Source organism: Ancylobacter polymorphus, assembly GCF_022836935.1.
Taxonomy (GTDB): domain Bacteria; phylum Pseudomonadota; class Alphaproteobacteria; order Rhizobiales; family Xanthobacteraceae; genus Ancylobacter; species Ancylobacter polymorphus_A.
Genome location: NZ_CP083239.1, coordinates 3,674,110 through 3,699,035 on the forward strand (window position 1 = coordinate 3,674,110; position 24,926 = coordinate 3,699,035).

Sequence of the window (24,926 nt, forward strand, 5' to 3'; positions counted from 1 at the left end):
ATCAACCGCCTGCCGTGAAAGTACGCGCCTTCTACGCGGCGACTCGCCGTTCGTCAACCCTTAACCGCGCGTTTGGACGCTCACAGCCCCGTGCGAGGCGTTGCCGTCGTTAGATTTCATCCATGACGCCCGCCACGCAACAAAGATGCTCGGATTCACGTCTCTGGCATCCATCGCCTTATGAGGTTTCGCGTCGCCATACGGGCGACTCGCGCGCGGCGCTGGCGATTCCCGATTCCACAAAAAAAGGCCGCCCTGCGAGGGGCGGCCTTTCGATTCTGCCAGGTCTTACCGCACCGGTCACTCGGCGGCGGCGGGACCTTCGAGGCGCGGAGCATTGGAGGCGACGCTGTCCTGCTCGTTCTGCGCGGCGATCAGATCGTCGCGGGTGGTCGCCGTCACACGGAGCTTCGCCATCTGCGCGCCGGTGCCCGCCGGGATAAGGCGGCCGACGATGACGTTCTCCTTGAGACCGGCGAGGTCGTCCGACTTGCCGTTGACCGCCGCCTCGGTGAGCACGCGGGTAGTCTCCTGGAAGGAGGCGGCCGAGATGAAGGAGCGTGTCTGCAGGCTCGCCTTGGTGATGCCGAGCAGGACCGGGTGACCGGACGCGGGCTTCTTGCCCTCGGCGATCAGCCGCTCATTGATCTCGTTCAGCTCCGAAGCGTCGATCTGCTCGTTGGTGAGCAGATCGCTCTCGCCGGCGTCGTCGATCTCGACCTTCTGCAGCATCTGGCGAACGATCACCTCGATGTGCTTGTCGTTGATGAGCACGCCCTGCAGCCGGTAGACTTCCTGGATCTCGTTTACGAGATAGGCGGCGAGTTCTTCGACGCCCTTGATCGCCAGAATGTCGTGCGGCGCCGGGTTGCCGTCGACGATGAAGTCACCCTTCTCGACGAGGTCGCCATCCTGCAGGTGGATGTGCTTGCCCTTCGGGATCAGGTACTCCGCCGTCTCGTCGTTCGAGTCCTGCGGCTCAATGCTCACACGGCGCTTGTTCTTGTAGTCCTTGCCGAAACGGATCGTGCCGGAGATTTCGGCGATGATCGCCGCATCCTTCGGACGACGGGCCTCGAACAGCTCCGCCACGCGCGGCAGACCGCCCGTGATGTCGCGGGTCTTGGCCGATTCCATCGGCACGCGCGCCAGCACGTCGCCCGCCTTGATGGTCGAGCCGGGGTCGGCGGAAAGGATCGCATCCACAGGCAGCGTGTAGCGGGCATCGCCGCCGCGCTGCAGCTTCAGCACCTTGCCATCCGCACCCTTCACCACCAGCGAAGGACGCAGTTCCGAACCGCGGCCGGTGCGCCAGTCGGTGACGACGCGCTTGGCGATACCGGTCGATTCGTCGACCGTCTCGCTGAGCGAGGCACCTTCGACCAGATCCTCGTAACCCACGATACCCTCGACCTCGGTGAGGATCGGGCGGGTATAGGGATCCCACTCGGCGATGCGCTGGCCACGCTTGATGGCATCGCCTTCGTCCACCTTCAGCTTGGCGCCGAACTGGATGCGATGCGAGGCCTTCTCCGTGCCGTCGTGATCGACGATGAGCACCGAGAGGTTACGGCTCATCGCAATCAGCTCGCCATCCGAGTTCCGCACCACGTTGCGGTTGCGGATCTTCACCGTGCCCTCGAAGGAAGCCTCGATGAAGGACTGTTCGGACAGCTGCGCCGCGCCGCCGATGTGGAAGGTGCGCATGGTGAGCTGCGTGCCCGGCTCGCCGATGGACTGCGCCGCGATCACGCCGACCGCCTCGCCCATGTTGACAGGCGTGCCGCGCGCCAGGTCACGGCCGTAGCAGGTTCCGCAGACGCCGTTCTTGGCCTCACAGGTGAGCACGGAGCGGATCTTGATCTCCTGCACGCCGGCCTTGGCGATGCGCTCGACATCCGCCTCGTCCATCATATGGCCGGCCGGCACGATAACATTGCCGGTCGCGCCCTCGATCACGTCCTCCGCCGCCGTGCGGCCCAGAACGCGCGAGCCGAGCGTGGCAACGATGTTGCCCGCATCGATAATGGCGCGCATCGCGATACCGTTGGTGGTACCGCAATCACGCAGGGTGATGATGCTGTCCTGAGCCACGTCAACAAGACGACGGGTCAGGTAGCCCGAGTTGGCGGTCTTCAGCGCGGTGTCAGCCAGACCCTTACGGGCACCGTGGGTCGAGTTGAAGTACTCGAGCACGGAGAGGCCTTCCTTGAAGTTCGAGATGATCGGCGTCTCGATGATCTCACCCGACGGCTTCGCCATCAGGCCGCGCATGGCGGCCAGCTGACGCATCTGCTCACGCGAACCACGCGCGCCGGAATGCGCCATCATGTAGATCGAGTTGATCTGCTTCTCGCGACCCGTCACCGGGTCCTTCTTCACCGCCGAGATTTCGGCCATCATCTCGTCGGCGAGGCGGGCGGAGCACTTGCCCCACGCATCGACGACCTTGTTGTACTTTTCGCCCTGGGTGATCAGGCCGTCATTGTACTGCTGCTCATATTCCTTGGTGAGCGCACGGGTCTCTTCGACCATGTCCCACTTCTTGGACGGCACCACCATGTCGTCCTTGCCGAACGAAATGCCGGCGCGGAAGGCGTTGGAGAAGCCGAGCGTCATGATGCGGTCGCAGAAAATGACCGTCTCCTTCTGACCGCAGTGGCGGTAGACGGTGTCGATCATGTTCGAGATTTCCTTCTTGGTCATCAGCTTGTTGACGACGTCGAAGGGGGTCTTCGGGTTCTTCGGCAGGAGTTCGCCGAGCTTCATGCGACCCGGGGTGGTCTCATAGATCTTCGGGGCCGGATTGCCGTCCTCGTCGACGCCGATATACCGCCCGCGCACCTTGGTGTGCAGGGTGATGGCCTTGGCAGCCAGCGCGTGGTCGATCTCGCCCATGTTGGCGAAGGCCATGCCCTCGCCGGGCTCACCCTCGCGCATCATGGTGAGATAATAGAGGCCGAGAACGATGTCCTGCGACGGCACGATGATCGGCGCGCCGTTGGCGGGGTGCAGGATGTTGTTGGTCGACATCATCAGCACGCGCGCTTCCAGCTGCGCCTCGATGGACAGGGGCACGTGCACCGCCATCTGGTCGCCGTCGAAGTCCGCGTTGAAGGCCGAGCAGACCAGCGGGTGCAGCTGGATCGCCTTGCCTTCGATCAGCACCGGCTCAAACGCCTGGATGCCCAGGCGATGCAGCGTCGGCGCGCGGTTCAGCATCACGGGATGCTCGCGGATCACCTCGTCGAGGATGTCCCACACCTCGGGACGCTCCTTCTCGACCAGCTTCTTCGCTTGCTTCACGGTCGCGGACAGGCCCTTGGCGTCGAGACGCGAATAGATGAAGGGCTTGAACAGCTCCAGCGCCATCTTCTTCGGCAGGCCGCACTGGTGCAGCTTCAGCTCGGGGCCGACGACGATCACCGAACGGCCGGAATAGTCGACGCGCTTGCCGAGCAGGTTCTGGCGGAACCGGCCCTGCTTGCCCTTCAGCATGTCGGCGAGCGACTTCAGCGGGCGCTTATTGGCACCGGTGATGACGCGGCCGCGACGGCCGTTATCGAACAGCGCATCGACCGCTTCCTGAAGCATGCGCTTCTCGTTGCGGATGATGATGTCCGGAGCCTTCAGCTCGATCAGCCGCTTGAGACGGTTGTTGCGGTTGATGACGCGGCGGTAGAGGTCGTTAAGGTCGGAGGTCGCGAAGCGGCCACCGTCCAGCGGGACGAGCGGGCGCAGGTCCGGCGGGATGACCGGCACATGCGTCAGGATCATCCACTCCGGCTTGTTGCCGGATTCCTGGAAGGCTTCGACGATCTTAAGGCGCTTGGCCAGCTTCTTCGGCTTCAGCTCGGTGGTGGCCTCGGCGATCTCCTTGCGCAGATTGCCGGCGATCTTCTCCAGATCCATGCCACGCAGAATCTCGCGGATCGCCTCCGCGCCGATCAGCGCGGTGAACGAGTCGTCGCCATACTCTTCCTGCGCGCGCAGATAGTCCTCTTCCGAGAGGAGCTGACGCTCCTTCAGCGGGGTGAGGCCCGGCTCGATGACGCAGTAGTACTCGAAGTAAAGGATGCGCTCGAGGTCCTTCAGCGTCATATCGAGCAGAAGGCCGATGCGGCTCGGCAGCGACTTCAGGAACCAGATATGCGCGACGGGGGCGGCAAGCTCGATGTGGCCCATGCGCTCACGGCGCACGCGCGACAGCGTGACTTCCACGCCGCACTTCTCGCAGATGATCCCCTTGTACTTCATGCGCTTGTACTTGCCGCACAGGCACTCATAGTCCTTGATCGGACCGAAGATGCGCGCGCAGAACAAGCCGTCACGCTCAGGCTTGAACGTGCGGTAGTTGATGGTTTCGGGCTTCTTGATCTCGCCGAAGGACCACGACAGGATCTTCTCCGGACTCGCGATCGAGATCTTGATCTGATCGAAAGTCGGCGCCGGCGCCGCCGGGTTGAAGAGATTCATGACCTCTTGATTCATCGCCGTCTCCTTCGGCTGGACCCCGCCTCCGCCGCCGCGGCTTGCTGGGGTCACGGAAAAGTCTGGTCTGTCGCGCGATCGAAAAGGCGGACGCAATCTGCGCGCCCGCCCTTGGTCTCAGTCGGTCATTCGGCCGCTGGCAGGCTCTCGCCCGGGGTCGGCACCGCCGAGAGCGTCTTGGAGTTCATCAGCTCGACGTTGAGGCCGAGCGAACGCATCTCCTTCACGAGAACGTTGAAGCTCTCGGGAATGCCTGCCTCGAAGGTGTCGTCGCCGCGCACGATGGCCTCGTAGACTTTGGTGCGGCCCGCGACGTCGTCCGACTTCACGGTCAGCATCTCCTGCAGCGTATAGGCGGCGCCATAGGCTTCGAGAGCCCACACCTCCATTTCGCCGAAGCGCTGACCACCGAACTGCGCCTTGCCGCCCAGCGGCTGCTGGGTGACGAGCGAGTACGGGCCGATCGAGCGTGCATGGATCTTGTCGTCGACAAGGTGATGCAGCTTCAGCATGTAGATGTAGCCGACCGTCACCTTACGGTCGAACTGCTCGCCGGTGCGGCCATCGAACAGCGTCGACTGGGCCGACTTGTCGAGGCCGGCCAGCTCCAGCATGTGCTCGATATCTGCCTCGCGGGCACCGTCGAACACCGGCGTGGCGATCGGAACGCCGCGACGCAGGTTCGATCCCAGCTCGACCAGACCTTCCTCGTCGAGCGACGCGATGGTCTCGTCCTTGCCGTAGATCTTGCCGAACGCGTCCTTGAGCGGAGCGATGTCCTGCGTCTGCCGGTAGCCTTCGATGGCACGGTCGATCACCCGGCCGAGGCCGGCGCAGGCCCAACCGAGATGGGTCTCGAGGATCTGCCCGACATTCATGCGCGAGGGCACACCGAGCGGATTGAGCACCATGTCGACCGGGGTGCCGTCCTCAAGGAACGGCATGTCCTCGACCGGGACGATGCGCGAGACCACTCCCTTGTTGCCGTGCCGGCCGGCCATCTTGTCGCCCGGCTGGATCTTGCGCTTCACCGCGATGAAGACCTTGACCATCTTCATCACGCCGGGCGGAAGCTCGTCCCCGCGCTGCAGCTTCTCGACCTTGTCGAGGAACCGCTGCTCAAGACGCTTCTTGGACTCGTCGTACTGGTTGCGGATCGCCTCCAGCTCGCTCATCAGCTGATCGTCGGCAACGGCGAACTGCCACCACTGGCTGCGCGGGAACTCGGTCAGCACCGACCGGGTGAGCACCGTGTCCTTCTTGAAGCTCTTGGGGCCGGCAATGCCGGTCTTGCCGTCGAGCATCTCGGCCAGGCGGCCGAAGACGTTACGGTCAAGGATCGCCTGCTCGTCGTCGCGGTCCTTGGCGAGGCGTTCGATTTCCTCGCGCTCGATCGCCTGGGCGCGCTCGTCCTTGTCCACGCCATGGCGATTGAACACGCGCACTTCGACGACCGTACCGGTGACACCCGGAGGAACGCGCAGCGACGTGTCGCGCACATCCGCCGCCTTCTCGCCAAAGATGGCGCGAAGCAGCTTCTCTTCCGGCGTCATCGGGCTCTCGCCCTTCGGCGTGATCTTGCCGCAGAGGATGTCGCCCGCCTGCACTTCCGCGCCGATATAGACGATGCCGGCTTCGTCCAGATTCTTCAGCGCCTCTTCCGACACGTTCGGAATGTCGCGCGTGATTTCCTCCGGGCCGAGCTTGGTGTCACGGGCCATCACTTCGAATTCCTCGATGTGGATCGAGGAGAAGATGTCACCCTTGGAGATGTTCTCCGACAGCAGGATCGAGTCTTCGAAGTTGTAGCCGTTCCACGGCATGAACGCGACGAGGATGTTCCGGCCGAGAGCGAGATCGCCGAGATCGGTCGAAGGACCGTCAGCGATGATGTCGCCCTTGCGCACGCGGTCGCCCACCCGCACCAGCGGACGCTGGTTGATGCAGGTCGACTGGTTCGAACGCTGGAACTTCTGCAGCCGGTAGATGTCGACGCCCGACTTCGACGGATCGTTCTCTTCCGTCGCGCGGATGACGATACGGGTCGCGTCCACCTGGTCGACGATACCCGTGCGGCGCGCGCCAATGGCGGCACCGGAGTCGCGGGCGACCACAGACTCCATGCCCGTGCCAACGAAGGGGGCGTCGGCGCGAACAAGCGGCACCGCCTGGCGCTGCATGTTCGAGCCCATGAGCGCGCGGTTAGCGTCGTCGTTCTCAAGGAAGGGGATGAGCGCGGCGGCGACCGAGACGAGCTGCTTGGGCGACACGTCCATGAAGTCGACGCGGTCGGGCGTGACCAGAAGAACGTCACCGGCATGGCGGCAGACGATCAGGTCTTCGGTGAAGCGGCCTTCCGCGTCGAGCGGAATGTTCGCCTGCGCGACGTAGTACTTCCCCTCCTCCATGGCGGAGAGATAGACCACCTCATCCTGAACCTGGCTGTCCTTCACGCGGCGATAGGGCGCCTCGATGAAGCCGTACTTGTTCACGCGGGCAAACGTGGCCAGCGAGTTGATAAGGCCGATGTTCGGGCCTTCCGGCGTCTCGATCGGGCAGATGCGGCCGTAATGCGTCGGGTGCACGTCGCGCACCTCGAAGCCGGCACGCTCGCGCGTCAGACCGCCCGGGCCAAGCGCCGAGAGACGGCGCTTGTGGGTAATCTCGGACAGGGGATTGGTCTGGTCCATGAACTGCGAGAGCTGCGACGAGCCGAAGAACTCGCGCACCGCCGCCGCCACGGGCTTGGCGTTGATCAGGTCCTGCGGCATCACGGTGTCGATGTCGACGGACGACATGCGCTCCTTGATGGCGCGTTCCATGCGCAGCAGGCCGACGCGGTACTGATTCTCCATCAGCTCGCCGACCGAGCGGACGCGGCGATTGCCGAGGTGATCGATGTCGTCGATCTCGCCCTTGCCATCGCGCAGTTCGACCAGCGTCTTGATGACCGCGAGAATGTCCTCGCGGCGCAGCACGCGCACCGTGTCCTCGGCGTCGAGGTCGAGGCGCATGTTCATCTTCACGCGGCCGACCGCGGACAGGTCGTAGCGCTCGGCGTCGAAGAACAGCGAGTGGAACATCGCCTGCGCGGAATCGAGCGTCGGCGGCTCGCCGGGACGCATCACGCGGTAGATGTCGAACAGCGCGTCCTCGCGGGTCACGTTCTTGTCGACGGCGAGCGTGTTGCGGATATAGGCGCCCACATTGACGTGGTCGATGTCGAGGATCGGCACCTCGTCGTAGCCAAGCTCGACAAGCTGCTTCAGCATCTTCTCGGTGACTTCCTCACCGGCTTCGACATAGATCTCGCCCGAGGTCGGGTTGACAATGTCCTCGGCCACATACTGGCCAACCATCTCTTCGTCGGAGATCTTGAGCGCCTTGAGGCCCTTCTCGGCGAGCTGGCGGGCCTGACGGACCGTCACCTTCTTGCCGGCCTCGATGACGACTTCGCCGGTATCGGCGTCGACGAGATCGGCCACGGCCTTGTAGCCCTTCATCCGCTTGGGATCGAAAGGCATGCGCCAGCCATCCTTCGTGCGGGCGAAGGTGATGGTCTCATAGAAGGTGTTGAGGATCTCCTCGCCGTCGAGACCGAGGGCGAAGAGGAGGCTCGTCACCGGAATCTTGCGGCGGCGGTCGATACGCGCATAGACGATGTCCTTGGCGTCGAACTCGATGTCGAGCCAGGAACCGCGATAGGGGATGATGCGCGCAGCGAACAGCAGCTTGCCGCTGGAGTGCGTCTTGCCCTTGTCGTGGTCGAAGAACACGCCCGGCGAACGGTGCATCTGCGAGACGATGACGCGCTCGGTCCCGTTGACGATGAACGTGCCGTTCATCGTCATCAGCGGGATGTCGCCCATATAGACGTCCTGCTCCTTGATGTCCTTGACGGACTTGGAGCCGGTGTCGGGATCGACATCGAAAACGATCAGGCGGAGCGTCACCTTCAGGGGCGCAGCGAAGGTCATGCCGCGCTGGCGGCACTCATCAACGTCGTACTTCGGCGGCTCGAATTCGTAGCGGACGAATTCGAGCATGGCAGCGCCCGAAAAGTCCGAAATCGGGAAAACCGACTTGAAAACCGCCTGAATGCCGTCGTCGGCGCGACCGCCCTTCGGCTCAACGATCTGCAGGAACTGGTCGTAGGATGCCTTCTGAACCTCGATGAGGTTCGGCATCTCCGCCACTTCCTGGATCTTGCCGAAAAACTTGCGGACCCGCTTACGACCGGTGAACGTCTGCGCCATGTCGCTCCTCGCTCCGTCCGAGTATCCGTCAGCGCCATCCACGAACCCGGCGGGAGGGCCGGTGGCCTTGCGTGGAGGCTTAAGATCACAAAACAATCCGACAAGGTTGAGGCACTCAGCGTGCCTGCCTCCGGCCGTTCCGTAACCGACGGCTCGCCAGACGACCCGCTCCGGATCGTCGGGGAAGCCGTCGGGCTTCCATAGACACGCCTCCACAGGGAAGGCAGAGGCCGCCGGCGAACCGGCGGCCCCGAAATGATCAGAAGATCACTTGAGCTCGACCTTGGCGCCGGCCTTCTCGACCTGGGCCTTGATCTTCTCGGCCTCTTCCTTGGTCACGCCTTCCTTGATCGGCTTGGGCGCGCCTTCGACGAGGTCCTTGGCTTCCTTGAGGCCCAGGCCGGTGATGGCGCGGACTTCCTTGATGACCTCGATCTTCTTGTCGCCGGCCGCGGCCAGGACAACGGTGAACTCGGTCTGCTCTTCAACCGGGGCCGCAGCGGCGCCAGCGGGAGCGGCAGCAACCGCCACGGCGGCGGCAGCGGAAACGCCCCACTTCTCTTCGAGGAGCTTCGCGAGCTCGGCGGCCTCGAGAACGGTCAGGGCGGACAGCTCGTCAACGAGCTTCGACAGATCAGCCATTTTACTTAAGTCCTTGGATTTCGGTTCGAACCAGTATTACCGGGAAGCCTCACGCGGCTTCGTTCTCTTTGGCATAGGCCGCAAACACGCGGGCGAGCTTGGCCGCCGGCGCGGTGCTGAGCTGCGCGATCTTGGTCGCCGGGGCCTGGATGAGGCCGACCAGCTTCGCACGCAGTTCATCAAGGGACGGCATGGTGGCCAGAGCCTTCACACCATCCACATTCAGGGCCGTGGTGCCGAACGCTCCGCCGAGGATGACGAACTTGTCGTTCGTCTTGGCGAAGTCGACGGCAACCTTCGGAGCCGCAACAGGATCGCTGGAATAAGCGATGATGGTCGGACCCTTCAGCAGGGAACCGACATGTGCGACGTCCGAACCTTCGAGAGCGATCTTGGCGAGGCGGTTCTTCGCCACCTTCACGGTCGCACCATTCGCCTTCATCTGCCGACGCAAGGTCTGCAGCTGGGCGACGGTGAGGCCGGAATAGTGGGCCACGACGACAACCGAGGTGGTGTTGAACACCTCGGTGAGCGACGTGACGAGCTCTTCTTTTTGTGCTCGATCCACTTCACTTGCTCTCCGGTGGCGAGGAAGGGTGACTTCCCCGCCGGGTTTGCGCCTTGCCACCCCTCCTTGCGGAGCGGTGGCGGTGGTATCCTGTCCCCTGGGACCGGAAAACCGGCCAAGGCGCTGGTTCGAGCCGAAAGCCAGGACCCGGCGAACCGGAACCGTGCATCGGTCGTAACCCCGTCTATGCTGGCCCCGAAGCGGGATTAAGCCACCTCAAGCGAGGGGCACCGGCAGTCTCGGACAGGACATAAAGCCGGCAAGGCGAACCCTGCCGGCCTCTCCGCCCGATTTTAAGCGGGCGAAAGCTGAAATTTCATCGGCACGCGGCCGACAATGTCGGCAACGAAACCGCCCATATAGTGAGTCGCGTGGGATTTGTCACCCCTGATAGCACCGAGGGCTTGACAAATCCACACCGTCGCAATCACGGGACCGCGACCGGCCCCGTGATGCGCGCGCAGGAGCAATCAGCCCGCAACCAGCACCGAAGCCGGCTCGACCTTCAGGCCGGGGCCCATGGTCGAGGAGACGGCGACGCGCTGGACATAGGTGCCCTTGGCGCCGGTCGGCTTGGCCTTGACCACGGCGTCGGCGAAGGCGCGAATGTTCTCGGCGAGCTTGTCGACCGGGAACGAGGCCTTGCCGATGCCCGCATGGATAATGCCGGCCTTCTCGACACGGAACTCGACCGCGCCGCCCTTGGCGGCTTCGACCGCGCCCTTCACGTCCATGGTGACGGTGCCAACCTTCGGGTTCGGCATCAGGCCGCGCGGGCCGAGCACCTTACCGAGACGGCCGACGAGCGGCATCAGGTCCGGGGTGGCGATGCAGCGATCGAAATCGATCGTGCCGCCCTGAATGGTCTCGAGCAGATCCTCGGCACCGACGATGTCGGCACCGGCTGCCTTAGCCTCATCGGCCTTGGCGCCGCGGGCGAACACGGCGACGCGCACGGTACGGCCCGAGCCGTTCGGCAGGTTGCACACGCCACGGACCATCTGGTCGGCATGGCGGGGATCGACGCCGAGATTCATCGCCACTTCGATGGTCTCATCGAACTTGGCGTTGGCGCGATCCTTCAGCAGCTGGATCGCCTCATCGAGACCATACAGCTTGGCGGGATCAATGCCCTCGCGGACGGCGCGAACACGCTTGGAAATCTTGGCCATCAGCTCAACCCACCACTTCGAGGCCCATGGAACGGGCGGAGCCCTCGATCATGCGCACCGCCGCGTCGACGGTATCGCAGTTGAGGTCCTTCATCTTCTTCTCGGCGATCTCGCGCATCTGGTTCTGCGAGATCTTGCCGACGAAGCCACCCTTGCCCGGGGTCTTGGAACCGGAGCCGGGCTTCTTCTTGGTCTCAAGGCCCGCGGCCTTTTTCAGGAAGTAGGAAACCGGGGGGGTCTTCAGCTCGAAGGTGAAGGAACGATCCTGGTAGGCGGTGATCACGACCGGGATCGGCATGCCCTTTTCGAGCTGGCCGGTCTGGGCGTTGAACGCCTTGCAGAATTCCATGATGTTGAGGCCGCGCTGACCGAGCGCCGGGCCGATCGGCGGGGCCGGGTTGGCCGAGCCGGCGGGCACCTGCAACTTGATGTAGCCGGTGATCTTCTTCGCCATAGTGAACTCCTCGGCGGCGCGACAGCCAGTCGCAAACGCCAAAGCACGCCGTCGCGACGGCTTCATCGCGTGCGGCGTAAATGGAGGATCGCGGTAGCGGCACGTTCACAATGCTGGCTGGCGAACCGGCCGTGCCTCCCGCGCATGAATGCATGCCGGAGACCGAAGCCTCCTGCTTGCGGGGCCTGCCATACAGGATCAACCCGCGGAACGCAACCCGGCCGTCATTTCCGCCGACCTCACTTCAGCCGGCTTACGCCGCCGACGACAGCGTCCGCCGGCGGCGATGGGCTTCGCGAGCGAGGATCGCGTCCGCATCAAGGCTGCGAATGGGCTGGCTGAGATCGCGCGGCACGTCGCCTTCCATTTGGAGCGCGAGATAGCGCCCGCAGCACACCCGCAGGAAGGACGCGAAGTTCTCCACGCCGCCATGGGCGAAGGTCAGTTCCTCATGCAACCTGGCGAGCAGCTGCGAGAGGCTCATGCCGTCGCGCAGGGCAATCTCCTCCAGCACCTGCCAATACAGGTTCTCCAGCCGCACGCTGGTGGAGAAGCCGTTGAGCCGCAGCGATTTGAGCCGCGTCTGCCACAGGCTCGGATCAGCCTCGATGAAGAGCTTGCACATGGAGCGCCTCCTCGGCGGCGGGGCACCCTCCCCGCCACACGCATCATAGCCCCGAACCCCGGAGAGGCGAAGATCGGGGCTGGCAGCGTCAGTCAGGCCGCCTCGCGCGCCCCGGTCGTCACCTCGCCATGGGCGATGGTCGTGCCGAGGACAGCAAGAAACTGGGCGATCCACGCCGGGTGCGCCGGCCAGGCCGGCGCGGATACCAGGTTGCCATCCGTCACCGCCGCGTCGATGGCGATGTCGGCATAAGTGCCGCCCGCAAGCTCCACCTCAGCGCGACAGGCAGGATAGGCCGAACAGGTCCGCCCTTCGAGAACGCGGGCGCCGGCGAGCAGCTGCGCCCCATGGCAGATGGCGGCGACCGGCTTGTCGGCCGCGAAAAAGTGACGGACGATCTCCAACGCACGGGCGTTCATCCGCAGATATTCCGGCGCCCGGCCACCGGGAATCACCAGTGCGTCGTAGCGGGCGGGATCGACCTCGGCGAAGGTCGCGTTGAGCGCGAAATTGTGGCCGCGCTTTTCCGAATAGGTCTGCTGCCCCTCGAAATCATGGATCGCGGTCGCGACACTATCGCCGGCCTTCTTGTCCGGGCAGACCGCATGCACCGTGTGCCCGACGGCCAGCAGCGCCTGGAACGGCACCATGGTCTCGTAGTCTTCGACAAAATCGCCGATGATCATCAGAATGCGTTTGCCTGCCATTCTCACCTCCCAGATTGCGCCGCCGTCCGCAGTCGGGCGGCGGCAGGTCTTGGGCAGAGACTAGAACAGCCGGCGCACCGAAGGGTGTTAACCCGTTAACGCGCGGACCAAAGCAAAAGGGCGCCGCCGAAGCCGCGCCCTTGCAAAATCCCGGTCGAAAGCGAACCGACCGTCAGACCTTCTCGACCTGCCCGAATTCCAGTTCGACGGGCGTGGCGCGGCCGAAGATCGACACAGCCACTTTGAGACGCGAACGTCCCTCGTCGACCTCTTCGACGACGCCGTTGAACGACGCGAACGGGCCGTCCGACACCTTGACCGTCTCACCAACCTCGAAGGTGATCGAGGGCTTGGGACGCTCAATGCCTTCCTGCACTTGCTGAAGGATGCGCATGGCTTCCTTCTCGGCGATCGGCATCGGCTTGTTGTCCGCGCCGAGGAAACCGGTGACCTTCGGCGTGTTCTTGATGAGGTGGAAGGCCTCGTCGGTCAGGTCCATCTTCACCAGAACGTAGCCGGGGAAGAACTTGCGCTCGGCGTCGACCTTGCGGCCGCGGCGCACCTCGACGACCTTCTCGGTCGGCACGAGCACCTGCTCGAACAGGTCGGTAAGGCCGCGCTGCGCAGCCTGCTCCTTGATGGAGTCCGCGACCTTCTTCTCGAAGTTGGAATAGGCGTGAACGATGTACCAGCGCATCGGCATCGCGTCTCTCCTCAACGGCCGATTTGCAGGATCTGAGCGATCGCGAAGCTCAGAATCTGGTCGGCGACCAGGAAGAACAGCGAGGCCAGCACCACCATGACGAACACCATCGCGGTAGTGATGAGCGTCTCGCGACGGGTCGGCCAGGTGACCTTGCGGGCTTCCGCGCGGACCTGCTGAAAGAACTCGACCGGGTTCGTCTTCGCCATGCTCGTCTCGAAACGCCTCTGATGCGGCCCGCGCCGGTATCGGCTGATCGCGGCGCGCCGCCTGCGGGTCCCGCCTTGCACGCCTTCCGGCGCCCCGGCAACACGACCCTCCAAAAATGCACGAAGCGGGCGTATAGCCCGCAAAGCCGCCTCGCGTCAAAGAACCTTTGGCGCTCTTGCCTGCCACCTCCAGGGGAAGTGGCAGGAGTGGAGGGACTCGAACCCCCAACCCCCGGTTTTGGAGACCGGTGCTCTAACCAGTTGAGCTACACTCCTAGAAGAGTCGGACGGGGCGATGCCCATATCGTCCGACTCTCGAATCGCGAGGCACTATAACCGGCCGCGCGCCTACGTCGAGGGGCGCGAGGCCCGGTTTCAACAGTTCGACAGCAAAGCGTGAAAAACTTTGTCGCCGGAAAGGGATGCGACCCGCGCACCCCTTCGTCTCGATGTCACTCGATGATGGAAGCGACGACGCCGGCGCCGACGGTGCGGCCGCCTTCGCGGATGGCGAAGCGCAGCTTCTCTTCCATCGCGATCGGAACGATCAGCGCCACGTCAACCGTGATGTTGTCGCCCGGCATCACCATTTCCGTGCCTTCCGGCAGGGTCACGATGCCCGTCACGTCCGTCGTGCGGAAATAGAACTGCGGACGGTAGTTAGTGAAGAACGGCGTGTGGCGGCCGCCCTCTTCCTTCGTCAGGATGTAGGCTTCGGCCTTGAACTTCGTGTGCGGCTTCACCGAACCCGGCTTGCACACGACCTGACCGCGCTCCACGTCCTCGCGCTTCGTGCCGCGAACAAGGATACCGACGTTGTCGCCGGCCTGGCCCTGGTCGAGCAGCTTGCGGAACATTTCCACGCCCGTCACCGTCGTCTTCACCGTCGGGCGGATGCCGACGATCTCGACTTCCTCGCCGACCTTGATCACGCCGCGCTCGACGCGGCCGGTCACCACCGTGCCGCGGCCCGAAATCGAGAACACGTCTTCGATCGGCATCAGGAACGGCAGGTCAACCGGACGCTCCGGCTGCGGGATGTAGGCGTCAACCGATTCCATCAGCTTCAGGATGGCGTCGCGGCCGAGCTTGGCATCGCCGTTCTCCAGCGCCACCAGCGCCGAGCCACGGATGATCGGGATGTCGTCGCCGGGGAAGTCGTACTTCGACAGAAGCTCGCGAACCTCGAGCTCCACCAGCTCAAGCAGTTCCTCGTCGTCGACCATGTCGCACTTGTTGAGGAACACCACCAGAGCCGGAACGCCGACCTGACGCGCCAGAAGGATGTGCTCGCGGGTCTGCGGCATCGGGCCGTCCGCCGCCGACACAACCAGGATCGCGCCGTCCATCTGCGCCGCGCCCGTGATCATGTTCTTCACATAGTCGGCGTGGCCGGGGCAGTCGACGTGGGCGTAGTGGCGGTTCGTCGTCTCGTACTCAACGTGAGCGGTCGAGATCGTGATGCCGCGCGCCTTCTCTTCCGGCGCCTTGTCGATCTGGTCGTACGCCGTGAACGTCGCGCCGCCCGTCTCCGCAAGAACCTTCGTGATCGCTGCCGTCAGAGACGTCTTGCCATGGTCAACATGGCCAATCGTCCCGATGTTGCAGTGAGGCTTCGAACGGTTGAACTTCTCTTTGGCCATAACTCGTTTCCTTCAGCGGCATACGGGCCGCGAAAAATCGGGCCGTGGGATAGGCGGTTTCCCGGCTTTCCGCAAGTGCCGCGTTGCGCCGCAGCTGCGGTGGGGATAATCGCATCGCCCTCGGGCTGGTTCGGCGCATGAACGCGCCGTCGCCTCATATAGGGGCTTGGGAGAAAAGTGGAGCGGGTGAAGGGAATCGAACCCTCGTCATCAGCTTGGAAGGCTGTTGCTCTACCATTGAGCTACACCCGCGAGGTCTGCATAGATTAGCGGAAGGCGACGTGGTGGGGGAGGTAGGACTCGAACCTACGAAGGCATAGCCAGCGGATTTACAGTCCGCCCCCTTTGCCGCTCGGGACACTCCCCCTCGCACGTCGGCCGATCTGCGATGCGTCGAAATGCATCGGCTTGTCGACCTGACCGGGAACCGACGCGATGCGTTTCCCGTGCGGCCGGCTTTATGGTGAGGTGCCCCTGCCCTGTCAACCCCGCTGCGTTGGTCCGCTCCCAAAGCTGTGGATCACGCGGCGATTTCGCGCGAGACCGGGTGAATGAAAGTCGCGCATGGCGGACAGGGCAAGTGGCTGCGACAAGGCAAATTGCCAAGCGGCGCGCGCCGTGACAGAACGCGCGCATGAACGATCGCCCCAGCCGCCCGTCCGGCCGTCCCAAGCCTTCCGCCTCTCGTCCTCGCCAGCCCCGCCCGCGTCCCGCAGGCCGGCCTTTTGGCGCGTGGCCGGACGATGTGGCGATTCTGTATGGCTGGCACAGCGTGGTCGAAGCGCTGCGCAATCCGCGGCGCAAGCTGCGCCGGCTAATGCTGACCGAGAACGCCGCGCGTCGTCTGCAGGAAGAAGGAATCCCGCACCGGCTGGACCCGGAAATCGTCCGGCCCGGTGAGATCGACCGTCTGCTCGACCCCGACGCGGTGCACCAGGGCATGCTGGCCGAGTGCGATCCTCTGCCTTCGCTCAGCCTTGCCAAGGCGGCGGAGTGCGATCTTCTGCTGGTGCTCGACCAGATCACCGATCCGCATAATGTCGGCGCCATCGTGCGCTCGGCGGCGGCGCTGAAGGTTGGCGCCATCGTCACCACGGCGCGCCATAGCCCGGCCGCGACCGGCGTGCTCGCCAAGAGCGCAAGCGGTGGGCTGGAACACGTGCCCTTCTGTTTTGTGGGCAATCTGGCGCGCGCGCTCGACGAACTGAAGCAAAACGGCGTGCAGGTCGTCGGGCTCGACAGTGAGGGGCCGGCTGATCTGGTCGACACCCCCCTCGCCTCTCCCGTCGCGCTCGTGCTGGGCGCCGAAGGAAAGGGGCTGCGGCAGCTGACGCGCCAAACCTGCGATACGCTGGCGCGCATCGATCTTCCCGGCGCCATCGTCAGCTTGAACGTGTCGAACGCCGCCGTGCTCGCGCTCTATATCGCCCGGCGAGCGATCGGCGCCCCCAACTGAGCCACGGAATGGTGTCGCTCCGGCTTTACTTGGGAAAAGTCGGATCTTCTGCTGCATTGCAACATAAGCAGCAGTTTACGACCAATTGCCAATCGTCAAAACGCCCCGCTTTCGCCACTCTCCCCTGAGGCAAGCGACGGAATCGGAGAATTCCGCGCGCCAGGACACCGGGGAAAGGCATCATGCCCATCGTGGCGGGCCGCCTCCGGGAGGAGACAGCCCGAGCCTACGGCGTTCCCCGCAGGGACTCCCAAACTCGGCCATCACAAACGCGGCTCTCGCGAGCTGGCTTCATCGTGCGTGCGATCGATCTCGCACGCCACTGCATTGGCGCGACTTACTTTGGGGAAGGGAAACACATGAGCGTAACCACTGCGGGGCCCGCCGGGAAGGCGGCTCCCATGACCCGCGAGGAAAAGAAGGTCATCTTCGCTTCTTCGCTCGGCACCGTCTTTGAATGGTACGATTTCTATCTCTACGGCTCGCTCTCGGCGATCATCGCGGCGCAGTTCTTCTCGGGCGTCAATCCGACCGCCGCGTTCATCTTCGCCCTCATGGCCTTCGCCGCCGGCTTCGCGGTGCGTCCGTTCGGCGCCATCGTGTTCGGCCGGCTCGGCGATCTCGTCGGCCGCAAATACACCTTCCTCATCACCATTCTGCTGATGGGCGCCTCGACCTTCGTCGTCGGCATCCTGCCCAACTACGCCAGCTGGGGCATTGCCGCGCCGGTGATCCTCATCATTCTGCGCCTGTTCCAAGGCCTCGCGCTGGGCGGTGAGTATGGTGGCGCCGCCACCTATGTCGCCGAGCATGCGCCGAATGGCCGGCGCGGGTTCTACACGTCGTGGATTCAAACCACGGCGACGCTGGGCCTGTTCCTCTCCCTGCTCGTCATTCTCGGCACCCGCACCTATCTCGGCGAGGCGGCGTTCGCGGAGTGGGGCTGGCGCATTCCGTTCCTGGTGTCGATCCTTCTGCTCGCGGTGTCGGTCTGGATTCGTCTCACCCTGAACGAATCGCCCGTTTTCAAGAAGATGAAGGAAGAGGGCAAGACCTCCAAGGCGCCGCTCACCGAGGCGTTCGGCCGTTGGGAGAACGCCAAGGTCGGCCTCATTGCGCTGTTCGGCGGCACCGCCGGCCAGGCCGTTGTCTGGTACACGGGCCAGTTCTATGCCCTGTTCTTCCTCACCCAAACGTTGAAGGTCGATGGCTGGACCGCCAACGTCCTGATCGCCATCTCGCTGCTGATCGGCACGCCGTTCTTCATCGTGTTCGGCTGGCTGTCCGACAAGATCGGCCGCAAGCCGATCATTCTCGGCGGCTGCCTTATCGCGGCGCTGACCTATTTCCCGATCTTCGCGGCGATCACCCACTACGCCAACCCGGCACTTGAGAAGGCGCAGGCCGCTTCGCCGGTCACCGTCGTCGCCAATCCGGCTGAGTGCTCGTTCCAGTTCAACCCGGTCGGCACGGCCAAGTTCGTCACCTCCTGCGACATCGCCAAGTCCTTCCTGGCGCGCAACTCGGTGAACTACTCCAATGAGGCGGCACCGGCCGGCACCGTGGCGAGCGTCAAGGTGGGCGACAAAGTCATCCCGTCCTTCAGCGGCGTCGGTCTCGACGCGGCGGCGATGAAGACCCAGAGCGACGCCTTCAACGCCAGCATGACCGAGGCCATCCGCGCCGCCGGTTACCCGGCGAAGGCCGACCCGGCCGCGATCAACACGCCCATGGTGGTGGCGCTGCTGACCATCCTGGTGCTGTTCGTCACCATGGTGTACGGCCCGATCGCGGCCTGGCTGGTTGAGTTGTTCCCGACACGCATCCGCTACACCGCGATGTCGCTGCCCTATCACATCGGCAATGGCTGGTTCGGCGGCTTCCTGCCGACCACCGCCTTCGCCATGGTGGCAGCCACCGGCGACATCTATTACGGCCTCTGGTACCCGATCATCGTTGCCCTGGCGACCTTCGTCATCGGCCTGGTTCTGGCGCCGGAGACCAATAAGCGCGACCTCGAAAACTGGCACTGAGCCAGAGTCAGGCTCCCGCTTCCGCTCGGAGAGCCCCAGAAAACGAAAGGCCCCGTCCTGCGACGGGGCCTTTTTTGTACTTAGTTAGATCGCCGGCGGTGATTGCCGGCGCCCCCTCAGATCGCGGCCGCGACGACGATTTCCACCTTGTACTCCGGCGTCGCCAGCGCCGCTTCGACCGTGGCGCGCGCCGGCGTGTTGCCGGCCGACACCCACTTATCCCAAACCGCGTTCATTTCCGCGAAGGTGGAAATGTCGGCGAGGTAGATGGTGGCGGTCAGCAGCTTGGTCTTGTCGGTGCCCGCCTTCGCAAGCAGCGCGTCGATCTGGCCGAGCACGGCCTCAGTCTGCGCGGTCACGCTGTCGCCCTTGGCCACCTGGCCGGCGAGATACACGACGGACCCGTGGACCACGGCCTCGCTCATGCGCGGGCCGACTTCGATTCTGGTGATGCTCATCTGCTGAAACTCTGGATGTGACGGAAAACGGGGCGGCCAAAACAAAGCCGGCCGGTGCGCGGGGCACCGGCCGGCTTCCTATCACATGAAGATGCGAGCGTCCCGCTCAGGGAGCGCTGGTGGGGACCGGCTTGCCCATCGGCCCAACCGTGCCGATGGTGAAGATCTGCACGCGGCGATTGATCGGGTCCTGCGGCTTTGAGGGCACCTGCAGCGCCTCCTGGCCGAGGCCGACGGCCTCGAGGCGATCCGGCGAGATGCCAAACACCACGACCAGCGCCTGCACGATGGCGTTGGCGCGCTCCTGGCTGAGCTTCAGGTTGAAGGCGCGGGTGCCGGTCGTGTCGGTGTTGCCGACGACAATGAACTTGTAGTTCGCCAGGATCGGGTGATGCATGGCGTCGGCGATCGAGCCGAGCGTCCGGTAGGACTCGGGACGGATAATGTCAGACCCCAGCGCGAACTGGATCTGCACAGTGATCTGCGCCAGCTTGTCGAGCCGCTTGGCGATTTCGGACTTGTCGAGCGTCAGCGGCTGGTTCTGGGTGACGGCGTCCTGCGCCATCTGGCGCAGCACCTGGGCGGTGAGCGACGGGTCGAACATGGTGGCCTGCGAGAGGCCCTGCATGATCTGCGAGTCGGAATCGGCAGTCTGCGCGGTCGCGGTGCCGGCCAGCGGCGCGGCGAGCGCAGCGGCGAGGGCGAGCCCGCCGACGAAACGGGTGATACGGGTCATGATCTGTCTCTTTCCCTAGCGTTTCGCCGTTCCGTCACTGCCACCAGCCGGCATCGACCAGAATGGACTTGCAGGCCGGCCGGATCACCTTGCTGGCGTCAATCAGGCAGTTGAGAATGTTGGCGTCGCCCGGCTGAACGCCGGCGCAGGCCTGGCGGATGTTCGCGTTGCACACGTTCCAGGCGTCGCCCTGCGCCGCAATGCGCTTGGCGATAGAGGCCCGCGCGGCGGCATAATCGTCGAAGCACTGCTGCGGCACCTGGTCCTGATGCGCCATCAGGCAGTTACGAACCTCACCCGTGCCGAGATTGTCCTTGGCACAGAATTTCTCGATGGAGGGGCCGCAGCTCTTGGCGATCAGCGCCCCAGCTTCCGCATAGCTCATCGTCTGGGCCGACGCGCTGCCGGCCATGCCGGCCAGCAGCATCGCCGCCAGTCCGAACAAAAATCGCTTCATAGTCCAGCCTCCCAAATGGCGTGCCCGCGGTGGTCGTCACCCCGGGGGGATTCGGCACGCGCCGGTGCGAACGATTTCCCACGGATTCGTCTCGCAGAAGGTCGCGCTTGGCGCAATGGCGTATTTTGCCGGTTTTCGGCAGATCGTCGGTATTTGAGGGGCGGATGCGCCTTCGCATCCCTTTACCAGTTGCGATGGACCATCCTACCGGCGCTATGAGCGCGCTCAGCCGAACTAAGGGTGTCGCAGCACCGGGCCACGCGCCTTGACAGCTCCGCCGGGCCGCCGCAGGCAAAGGTCAGTTCACGGGGGACCACGAATCTTGAAACAGCTGCTTTCAGCCGTGACGGCGGTGCTGATCACCTGCGCTCCCGCCCTCGCCCAATATTATCCGCCGCCCGCGCCCTATCCCCCGCCTTACGCGCCGTCCTATCCACCCCCCTACCCTACGCCCGACCAGGCTGACGATGCCAAATGCCGCTCCTGGGGCCTTGTACCGGGCACGCGGGCCTACTCCGACTGCCGCATTACGCTTGACCGGAACCGGCCGCCCCCGCCGCCGCCCTATCCGAATCCGCCGGGCCCGTGGGGCCCGGGGCCGCAACCGGGTCCTGTGGAGATTTCAGACCGGGATGCCCTCAATTACTGCGAGAAGGCTGCCCGGACGGCGCCAGCCTACCCGATCGTGAAGCTCGCCGCGAAGGCGGTGCTGCCCGGTCGAGAGAAGGTGGTGACGCTCTCCTTCAACGTCATCAAGGCCCGTGGCCAACTGGGGTTCTGGAATGTCGAATGCCGGTTCCGCGGTGGCAGGATGACGAGCTTCAGCGGGCCCAAGTAAATCGCGCCTGTCCATGTCGGTCACACCGACGACTTGACCGGGCGCCGACCATCGGCGAAGAGAAACAGTCGCCGGCGGCCTAATTGCCGGCGCATCCTCGGTCATCGGCCGTGTTTCCGTCGCTTGGATGGAACAAGTCGAAGCCAAGCCGGTGCCGGCTTAGCACAGCGGTAGTGCAGCGGTTTTGTAAACCGAAGGTCGGGGGTTCGATCCCCTCAGCCGGCACCATTTCCCGCCCCTCCGCAGGGGTGCGCCAGAACGCGCTCACTCCTCATCGGAATAGCGCTCTTCCTTCCACGGATCGGCGTGGTTGTGATAGCCGTTCTCCTCCCAGAAGCCACGTTTGTCGGCAACGACAAACTCGATCTTCTTGAGCCATTTGGCGCTTTTCCAGAAGTAGAGATGCGGCACCACCAGCCGCGCCGGACCGCCATGCTCGATGGTGAGCGGTTTGTCCTCCCAGCTGTGGACGATGAGAGCGTCCTCCGCCGCGAAGTCCTCCAGCGCCAAATTCGTGATGTAGCCGTCATAGGAGTGGAGAAGCACGAAGCGCGCGGTTTCACGCGGCATCACCACGTCGAGCAGGTCGCGGGTGGCGAGGCCCTCCCAGTGATTGTCATAGCGCGACCACGTGGTAACGCAGTGAATGTCCGTCGTCTCGCGGGTCTGCTTCTGCGCGCGGAAGGTCGCCCAGTCCCAGGAGACGGGGGTTTCCACTTCGCCCGTCACGTCGAGCCGCCAGCGATCAAGGGCGATACGCGGCTGCATACCAAGGTCGAGCACCGGCCAGTCGCGCACGAGATGCTGGCCGGGCGGCAACCGGTCCTCTTCCGGGCGGGCGACACGGCCGGTGAGGAATTTGCCGGCCCGGGCCCAGGCACGTTTGGTGCGGGTAAGCTTGCTGTCGGGGGGGAGGTCCCCGCTCTCGTCAGCGGGGAGATGCGGCTCGGATGTGTCCGCCATGGACCGGGCTCCTTCTCTGGAGGGACGCCCGATCCTAGCAGTGTCCGGCGGCGCGGGCTTTTCCTTTCCCACGCCGCCGCTTCACATTCAGGCATTCACGCGGCTGTGTTCGGCAGGCGGCGCGTCCGGCGCTGGGCTGTGATGATGCCCCGCGACGGCCTGCCCCGCCGCTGTCGGGCGGCGCTTGCGCTGAAGCATGTTCAGGGCTTCGACCCCCGCCGAGAAGGCCATGGCGGTGTAGATATAGCCCTTAGAAACATGGGCGCCGAAACCTTCCGCGATCAGCGTCGTGCCGATGAGCAGCAGGAAGCCGAGAGCGAGCATCACGATGGACGGGTTGCGGTTGATGAAATTAGCCAGCGGGCCGGCCGCGAACAGCATGGTGAGCACCGCAAAGACGACGGCGATGACCATGATCGGAATGTGCTCGGTCATGCCGACCGCCGTGATGATGCTGTCCACCGAGAAGACGAGGTCAAGGATCAGGATCTGCACAATGGCCGCGCTGAAGCTGACCTGCAGGGTGCCCCCGAGGGACGCCTCCTGCTCGTCATGCGGCGCCATGCTGTGATGAATCTCCTTGGTCGCCTTCCACACCAGGAACAGGCCGCCGGCGATCAGGATGATGTCGCGCCAGGAGAAGGGATGGCCGAAAACGGAGAACACCGGCTCGACCAGGGTAACGATGATGGCGATGGTGCTGAGCAGGCCGAGACGCATGACCAGCGCCAGACCGATGCCGATCCGCCGGGCGCGAGGCCGGATATCTTCAGGCAGCTTGTTGGTCAGGATCGAAATGAACAGCAGGTTGTCGATGCCGAGCACGACTTCCATGGCGACAAGCGTAACAAGCGCCGCCCAGGCCGCCGGGCTGGCGGCAAGTTCCATCAAATATTCCACCGGATCACTCCCCAGAGATCGCCAAGAGACGGGTCGGCGCAGCCATGGCCGCGCGGCGCATTAACGCACCAACGGGCGGTTCGGATCGAGAGGGGGGTAAAATAATCATCTGCGACACAATCCTGCCGGCGCGACGTCGGAAAGCGATCCGACATCACGCGAACGCCGGCGGCTCGCGTCAGAGGGGCCCGGATCAACGGGTCGTGAGAAAGTAAGGCAGGCGCGCATCAAAGCCACCCGTCCTTTGCATGACAGATTGTCGCACCCTCGACAAGTTGATGGGATCCCAAATGCAACTTTTGCTTGCCTAAACTGAGCAGCCACTACCTCGCATTGGTTATTTGCGACAATGGCTTCCACGCGCGAATTTACCGTGTCATCGTCCGTTCATCGCCCCGAACTAGAGCGAACACCGTTTCGCCCTCCGGGGGCAAAGGGAGGTACTGATGACCCGCTTTTCTCGTCGCGACCTGATGAAGGCCGGCGCCTTCGCGATCGCCGCGCCCGCCGTGCTCCGCGCCCACGACGCGCTCGCGACCTCCGGCTCGCTCAACGTCTATGCCTGGGGCGACTATTTCGACAAGAACACCCTGCTGGCCGACTTCACCAATGCCACCGGCGTCAAGGTGAATCTGTCGACCTACGGCTCCAACGAAGAATGCGAGAACAAGCTGCGCGCCGCCGGCGGCAAGGGCTTCGATATCATCTTCCCGTCTGTCGACACCGGCCCCAACTACTACAAGGACAATCTGCTCCAGCCGATCGACGAGTCGAAGTTCCAGTCCTCGCTGATCATCCCCTCGATCTATCGCAACTCGCTCAAGCTCGGCGCGGCCTATCGCGGCAAGCGCTACCTCGTGCCGTTCGACTGGGGCACCGAGGGCATCACCTGGGACTCCACCAAGTTTCCCGGCAAGAAGTCCGGCGAGATTTCCTATGGCGACATGTGGCTCGCCGACCACCCCAAGCAGACCGCCATCCGCCAGAAGTCGGTGTTCAACGGCGTCGCGCTCTATCTCGACGCCACCGGCGAGCTGAAGTCGGACCGCGGCATGGACCTCTACAAGTCCGAGGCCGATTCGCGCCGCGTCTTCGAAGGCGTGCTCAAGTATATCCTCGCCCATAAGGGCAATATCGGCGCCTACTGGAACAACGCCACCGAGGCGACCGCCGCCTTCACCGACGCCGGCTGCACCATTGGCCAGACCTGGGATACGACTGGCATCCTGCTCCACCGCAACACTGACAAGAAGTGGAGCTACGGCATGCCGAAGGAAGGCGGCCTCGCCTGGACTGACACGCTCGGCATCCCCTCGGGCGCCGCGAATGTCGAGCAGGCCTATGCCTTTGCCAACTTCATCTACCAACCGGAAGTCGGCGCTCGCTTCGCCAACACCACTGGCTACAACAGCTGCGCCGCCGGCGCCCAGCAGTTCCTCTCCGAGGAAGCCCGCGCGGCCTTCGATGCGGCCTATCCGGCTGGCACCATCGACAATCTCTTCTGGTGGCCGATGCAGACCGACTTCTACGCCAAGCTGCGCGGCGAGTATGTCGAGAAGCTGACCAACAGCTGATACGGCGCTCTCACACGACACCATGGCATCTCCGGGCCGCA

The 24,926-nt window shown here is 64.2% G+C and carries 20 protein-coding genes and 4 tRNA genes; 5 read left to right on the plus strand and 19 right to left on the minus strand.

The annotated features are described in order from the left end of the window. Nucleotides 1-300 precede the first annotated feature (300 nt). From rpoC to K9D25_RS17750, 14 genes are all read right to left on the minus strand, one after another. Nucleotides 301-4,491, minus strand: a complete 4,191-nt coding sequence (gene rpoC / locus K9D25_RS17685) for a DNA-directed RNA polymerase subunit beta' (protein WP_244376924.1) — start codon at nt 4,489-4,491, stop codon at nt 301-303. A 125-nt stretch (nt 4,492-4,616) separates the two neighbouring features. Beyond that, nucleotides 4,617-8,747: a DNA-directed RNA polymerase subunit beta gene (gene rpoB / locus K9D25_RS17690; protein WP_244376925.1), complete on the minus strand. Its 4,131-nt coding sequence runs from the start codon at nt 8,745-8,747 to the stop codon at nt 4,617-4,619. Between the two features lie 267 nt (nt 8,748-9,014). Continuing rightward, entirely contained in the window at nt 9,015-9,389 is a 375-nt protein-coding gene (gene rplL / locus K9D25_RS17695) for a 50S ribosomal protein L7/L12 (RefSeq protein ID WP_244376926.1), read from the minus strand. 49 nt (nt 9,390-9,438) lie between these two features. Next, the gene (gene rplJ, locus K9D25_RS17700) at nt 9,439-9,957 is read right to left on the minus strand and encodes a 50S ribosomal protein L10 (RefSeq protein WP_244376927.1); all 519 of its coding nucleotides are present in this window, start codon (nt 9,955-9,957) and stop codon (nt 9,439-9,441) included. Nucleotides 9,958-10,427: 470 nt separating this feature from the next. After that, the gene (rplA, locus tag K9D25_RS17705) at nt 10,428-11,129 is read right to left on the minus strand and encodes a 50S ribosomal protein L1 (RefSeq protein ID WP_244376928.1); all 702 of its coding nucleotides are present in this window, start codon (nt 11,127-11,129) and stop codon (nt 10,428-10,430) included. Nucleotides 11,130-11,133: 4 nt separating this feature from the next. Then, nucleotides 11,134-11,583 carry a 50S ribosomal protein L11 gene (gene rplK, locus K9D25_RS17710; protein ID WP_244376929.1) on the minus strand — a complete coding sequence of 150 codons (450 nt, stop codon included), beginning with the start codon at nt 11,581-11,583 and terminating at the stop codon, nt 11,134-11,136. Between the two features lie 253 nt (nt 11,584-11,836). Next, entirely contained in the window at nt 11,837-12,208 is a 372-nt protein-coding gene (locus K9D25_RS17715) for a ribbon-helix-helix domain-containing protein (RefSeq protein ID WP_244376930.1), read from the minus strand. A 92-nt stretch (nt 12,209-12,300) separates the two neighbouring features. Beyond that, entirely contained in the window at nt 12,301-12,915 is a 615-nt protein-coding gene (locus tag K9D25_RS17720) for a DJ-1/PfpI family protein (RefSeq protein ID WP_244376931.1), read from the minus strand. Between the two features lie 172 nt (nt 12,916-13,087). After that, a complete protein-coding gene (nusG, locus tag K9D25_RS17725) occupies nt 13,088-13,618 on the minus strand; it encodes a transcription termination/antitermination protein NusG (RefSeq protein ID WP_244376932.1) in 531 nt (176 codons plus the stop codon). An 11-nt stretch (nt 13,619-13,629) separates the two neighbouring features. After that, nucleotides 13,630-13,827 (minus strand): preprotein translocase subunit SecE, encoded by a 198-nt coding sequence (gene secE / locus K9D25_RS17730; RefSeq protein WP_144344629.1) that lies wholly within the window; start codon nt 13,825-13,827, stop codon nt 13,630-13,632. Nucleotides 13,828-14,026: 199 nt separating this feature from the next. Next, nucleotides 14,027-14,103, minus strand: a tRNA-Trp gene (locus K9D25_RS17735). Nucleotides 14,104-14,279: 176 nt separating this feature from the next. Next, nucleotides 14,280-15,470 (minus strand): elongation factor Tu, encoded by a 1,191-nt coding sequence (tuf, locus tag K9D25_RS17740; protein ID WP_244376921.1) that lies wholly within the window; start codon nt 15,468-15,470, stop codon nt 14,280-14,282. Between the two features lie 178 nt (nt 15,471-15,648). Further along, nucleotides 15,649-15,722: transfer RNA gene (locus tag K9D25_RS17745), tRNA-Gly, on the minus strand. Between the two features lie 30 nt (nt 15,723-15,752). Then, nucleotides 15,753-15,837 (minus strand) — tRNA-Tyr (locus K9D25_RS17750). 267 nt (nt 15,838-16,104) lie between these two features. Here K9D25_RS17750 and K9D25_RS17755 point away from each other — a divergent pair. Both K9D25_RS17755 and K9D25_RS17760 read left to right on the plus strand, forming a co-directional pair. Further along, on the plus strand, nt 16,105-16,926 hold the full coding sequence (locus K9D25_RS17755; protein WP_244376933.1) for a TrmH family RNA methyltransferase: 822 nt from the start codon (nt 16,105-16,107) through the stop codon (nt 16,924-16,926). 401 nt (nt 16,927-17,327) lie between these two features. After that, complete coding sequence (locus tag K9D25_RS17760) at nt 17,328-18,959, plus strand: MFS transporter (protein WP_244376934.1); 1,632 nt, start codon at nt 17,328-17,330, stop codon at nt 18,957-18,959. A 116-nt stretch (nt 18,960-19,075) separates the two neighbouring features. On the opposite strand, the gene K9D25_RS17765 is transcribed toward K9D25_RS17760, so the two are convergent. The 3 genes from K9D25_RS17765 to K9D25_RS17775 all read right to left on the minus strand — a co-directional run bounded on the left by K9D25_RS17765 (nt 19,076) and on the right by K9D25_RS17775 (nt 20,610). After that, nucleotides 19,076-19,417 carry a RidA family protein gene (locus tag K9D25_RS17765; RefSeq protein ID WP_244376935.1) on the minus strand — a complete coding sequence of 114 codons (342 nt, stop codon included), beginning with the start codon at nt 19,415-19,417 and terminating at the stop codon, nt 19,076-19,078. 106 nt (nt 19,418-19,523) lie between these two features. Continuing rightward, on the minus strand, nt 19,524-20,153 hold the full coding sequence (locus tag K9D25_RS17770) for an OmpA family protein (protein ID WP_244376936.1): 630 nt from the start codon (nt 20,151-20,153) through the stop codon (nt 19,524-19,526). 34 nt (nt 20,154-20,187) lie between these two features. Continuing rightward, on the minus strand, nt 20,188-20,610 hold the full coding sequence (locus K9D25_RS17775; protein ID WP_244376937.1) for a cysteine rich repeat-containing protein: 423 nt from the start codon (nt 20,608-20,610) through the stop codon (nt 20,188-20,190). 322 nt (nt 20,611-20,932) lie between these two features. Here K9D25_RS17775 and K9D25_RS17780 point away from each other — a divergent pair, with 322 nt between their 5' ends. Together K9D25_RS17780 and K9D25_RS17785 are read left to right on the plus strand one after the other, a co-directional pair. Continuing rightward, nucleotides 20,933-21,448, plus strand: a complete 516-nt coding sequence (locus K9D25_RS17780; RefSeq protein WP_244376938.1) for a hypothetical protein — start codon at nt 20,933-20,935, stop codon at nt 21,446-21,448. Nucleotides 21,449-21,601: 153 nt separating this feature from the next. Next, nucleotides 21,602-21,676: transfer RNA gene (locus K9D25_RS17785), tRNA-Thr, on the plus strand. Nucleotides 21,677-21,712: 36 nt separating this feature from the next. Here K9D25_RS17785 and K9D25_RS17790 read toward each other — a convergent pair. Both K9D25_RS17790 and K9D25_RS17795 read right to left on the minus strand, forming a co-directional pair. Then, nucleotides 21,713-22,411: a sulfite oxidase-like oxidoreductase gene (locus K9D25_RS17790; RefSeq protein WP_244376939.1), complete on the minus strand. Its 699-nt coding sequence runs from the start codon at nt 22,409-22,411 to the stop codon at nt 21,713-21,715. A gap of 87 nt (nt 22,412-22,498) precedes the next feature. Beyond that, a complete protein-coding gene (locus K9D25_RS17795; protein ID WP_244376940.1) occupies nt 22,499-23,311 on the minus strand; it encodes a TerC family protein in 813 nt (270 codons plus the stop codon). A 446-nt stretch (nt 23,312-23,757) separates the two neighbouring features. Here K9D25_RS17795 and K9D25_RS17800 point away from each other — a divergent pair, with 446 nt between their 5' ends. Beyond that, on the plus strand, nt 23,758-24,885 hold the full coding sequence (locus K9D25_RS17800) for an extracellular solute-binding protein (RefSeq protein WP_244376941.1): 1,128 nt from the start codon (nt 23,758-23,760) through the stop codon (nt 24,883-24,885). Nucleotides 24,886-24,926 lie beyond the last annotated feature (41 nt).

Coding starts and splice junctions, on each gene's coding strand:
- rplA (WP_244376928.1), bottom strand. CDS start 11,129: ATGGCCAAGATTTCCAAGCGTGTTCGCGCCGTCCGCGAGGGCATTGAT.
- K9D25_RS17765 (WP_244376935.1), bottom strand. CDS start 19,417: ATGAGCATCACCAGAATCGAAGTCGGCCCGCGCATGAGCGAGGCCGTG.
- K9D25_RS17800 (WP_244376941.1), top strand. CDS start 23,758: ATGACCCGCTTTTCTCGTCGCGACCTGATGAAGGCCGGCGCCTTCGCG.
- rplL (WP_244376926.1), bottom strand. CDS start 9,389: ATGGCTGATCTGTCGAAGCTCGTTGACGAGCTGTCCGCCCTGACCGTT.
- K9D25_RS17755 (WP_244376933.1), top strand. CDS start 16,105: ATGAACGATCGCCCCAGCCGCCCGTCCGGCCGTCCCAAGCCTTCCGCC.
- K9D25_RS17775 (WP_244376937.1), bottom strand. CDS start 20,610: ATGAAGCGATTTTTGTTCGGACTGGCGGCGATGCTGCTGGCCGGCATG.
- K9D25_RS17720 (WP_244376931.1), bottom strand. CDS start 12,915: ATGGCAGGCAAACGCATTCTGATGATCATCGGCGATTTTGTCGAAGAC.
- K9D25_RS17790 (WP_244376939.1), bottom strand. CDS start 22,411: ATGGCGGACACATCCGAGCCGCATCTCCCCGCTGACGAGAGCGGGGAC.
- K9D25_RS17760 (WP_244376934.1), top strand. CDS start 17,328: ATGACCCGCGAGGAAAAGAAGGTCATCTTCGCTTCTTCGCTCGGCACC.
- tuf (WP_244376921.1), bottom strand. CDS start 15,470: ATGGCCAAAGAGAAGTTCAACCGTTCGAAGCCTCACTGCAACATCGGG.
- rpoC (WP_244376924.1), bottom strand. CDS start 4,491: ATGAATCAAGAGGTCATGAATCTCTTCAACCCGGCGGCGCCGGCGCCG.
- rplK (WP_244376929.1), bottom strand. CDS start 11,583: ATGGCGAAGAAGATCACCGGCTACATCAAGTTGCAGGTGCCCGCCGGC.
- K9D25_RS17715 (WP_244376930.1), bottom strand. CDS start 12,208: ATGTGCAAGCTCTTCATCGAGGCTGATCCGAGCCTGTGGCAGACGCGG.
- rpoB (WP_244376925.1), bottom strand. CDS start 8,747: ATGGCGCAGACGTTCACCGGTCGTAAGCGGGTCCGCAAGTTTTTCGGC.
- K9D25_RS17770 (WP_244376936.1), bottom strand. CDS start 20,153: ATGACCCGTATCACCCGTTTCGTCGGCGGGCTCGCCCTCGCCGCTGCG.
- secE (WP_144344629.1), bottom strand. CDS start 13,827: ATGGCGAAGACGAACCCGGTCGAGTTCTTTCAGCAGGTCCGCGCGGAA.
- nusG (WP_244376932.1), bottom strand. CDS start 13,618: ATGCCGATGCGCTGGTACATCGTTCACGCCTATTCCAACTTCGAGAAG.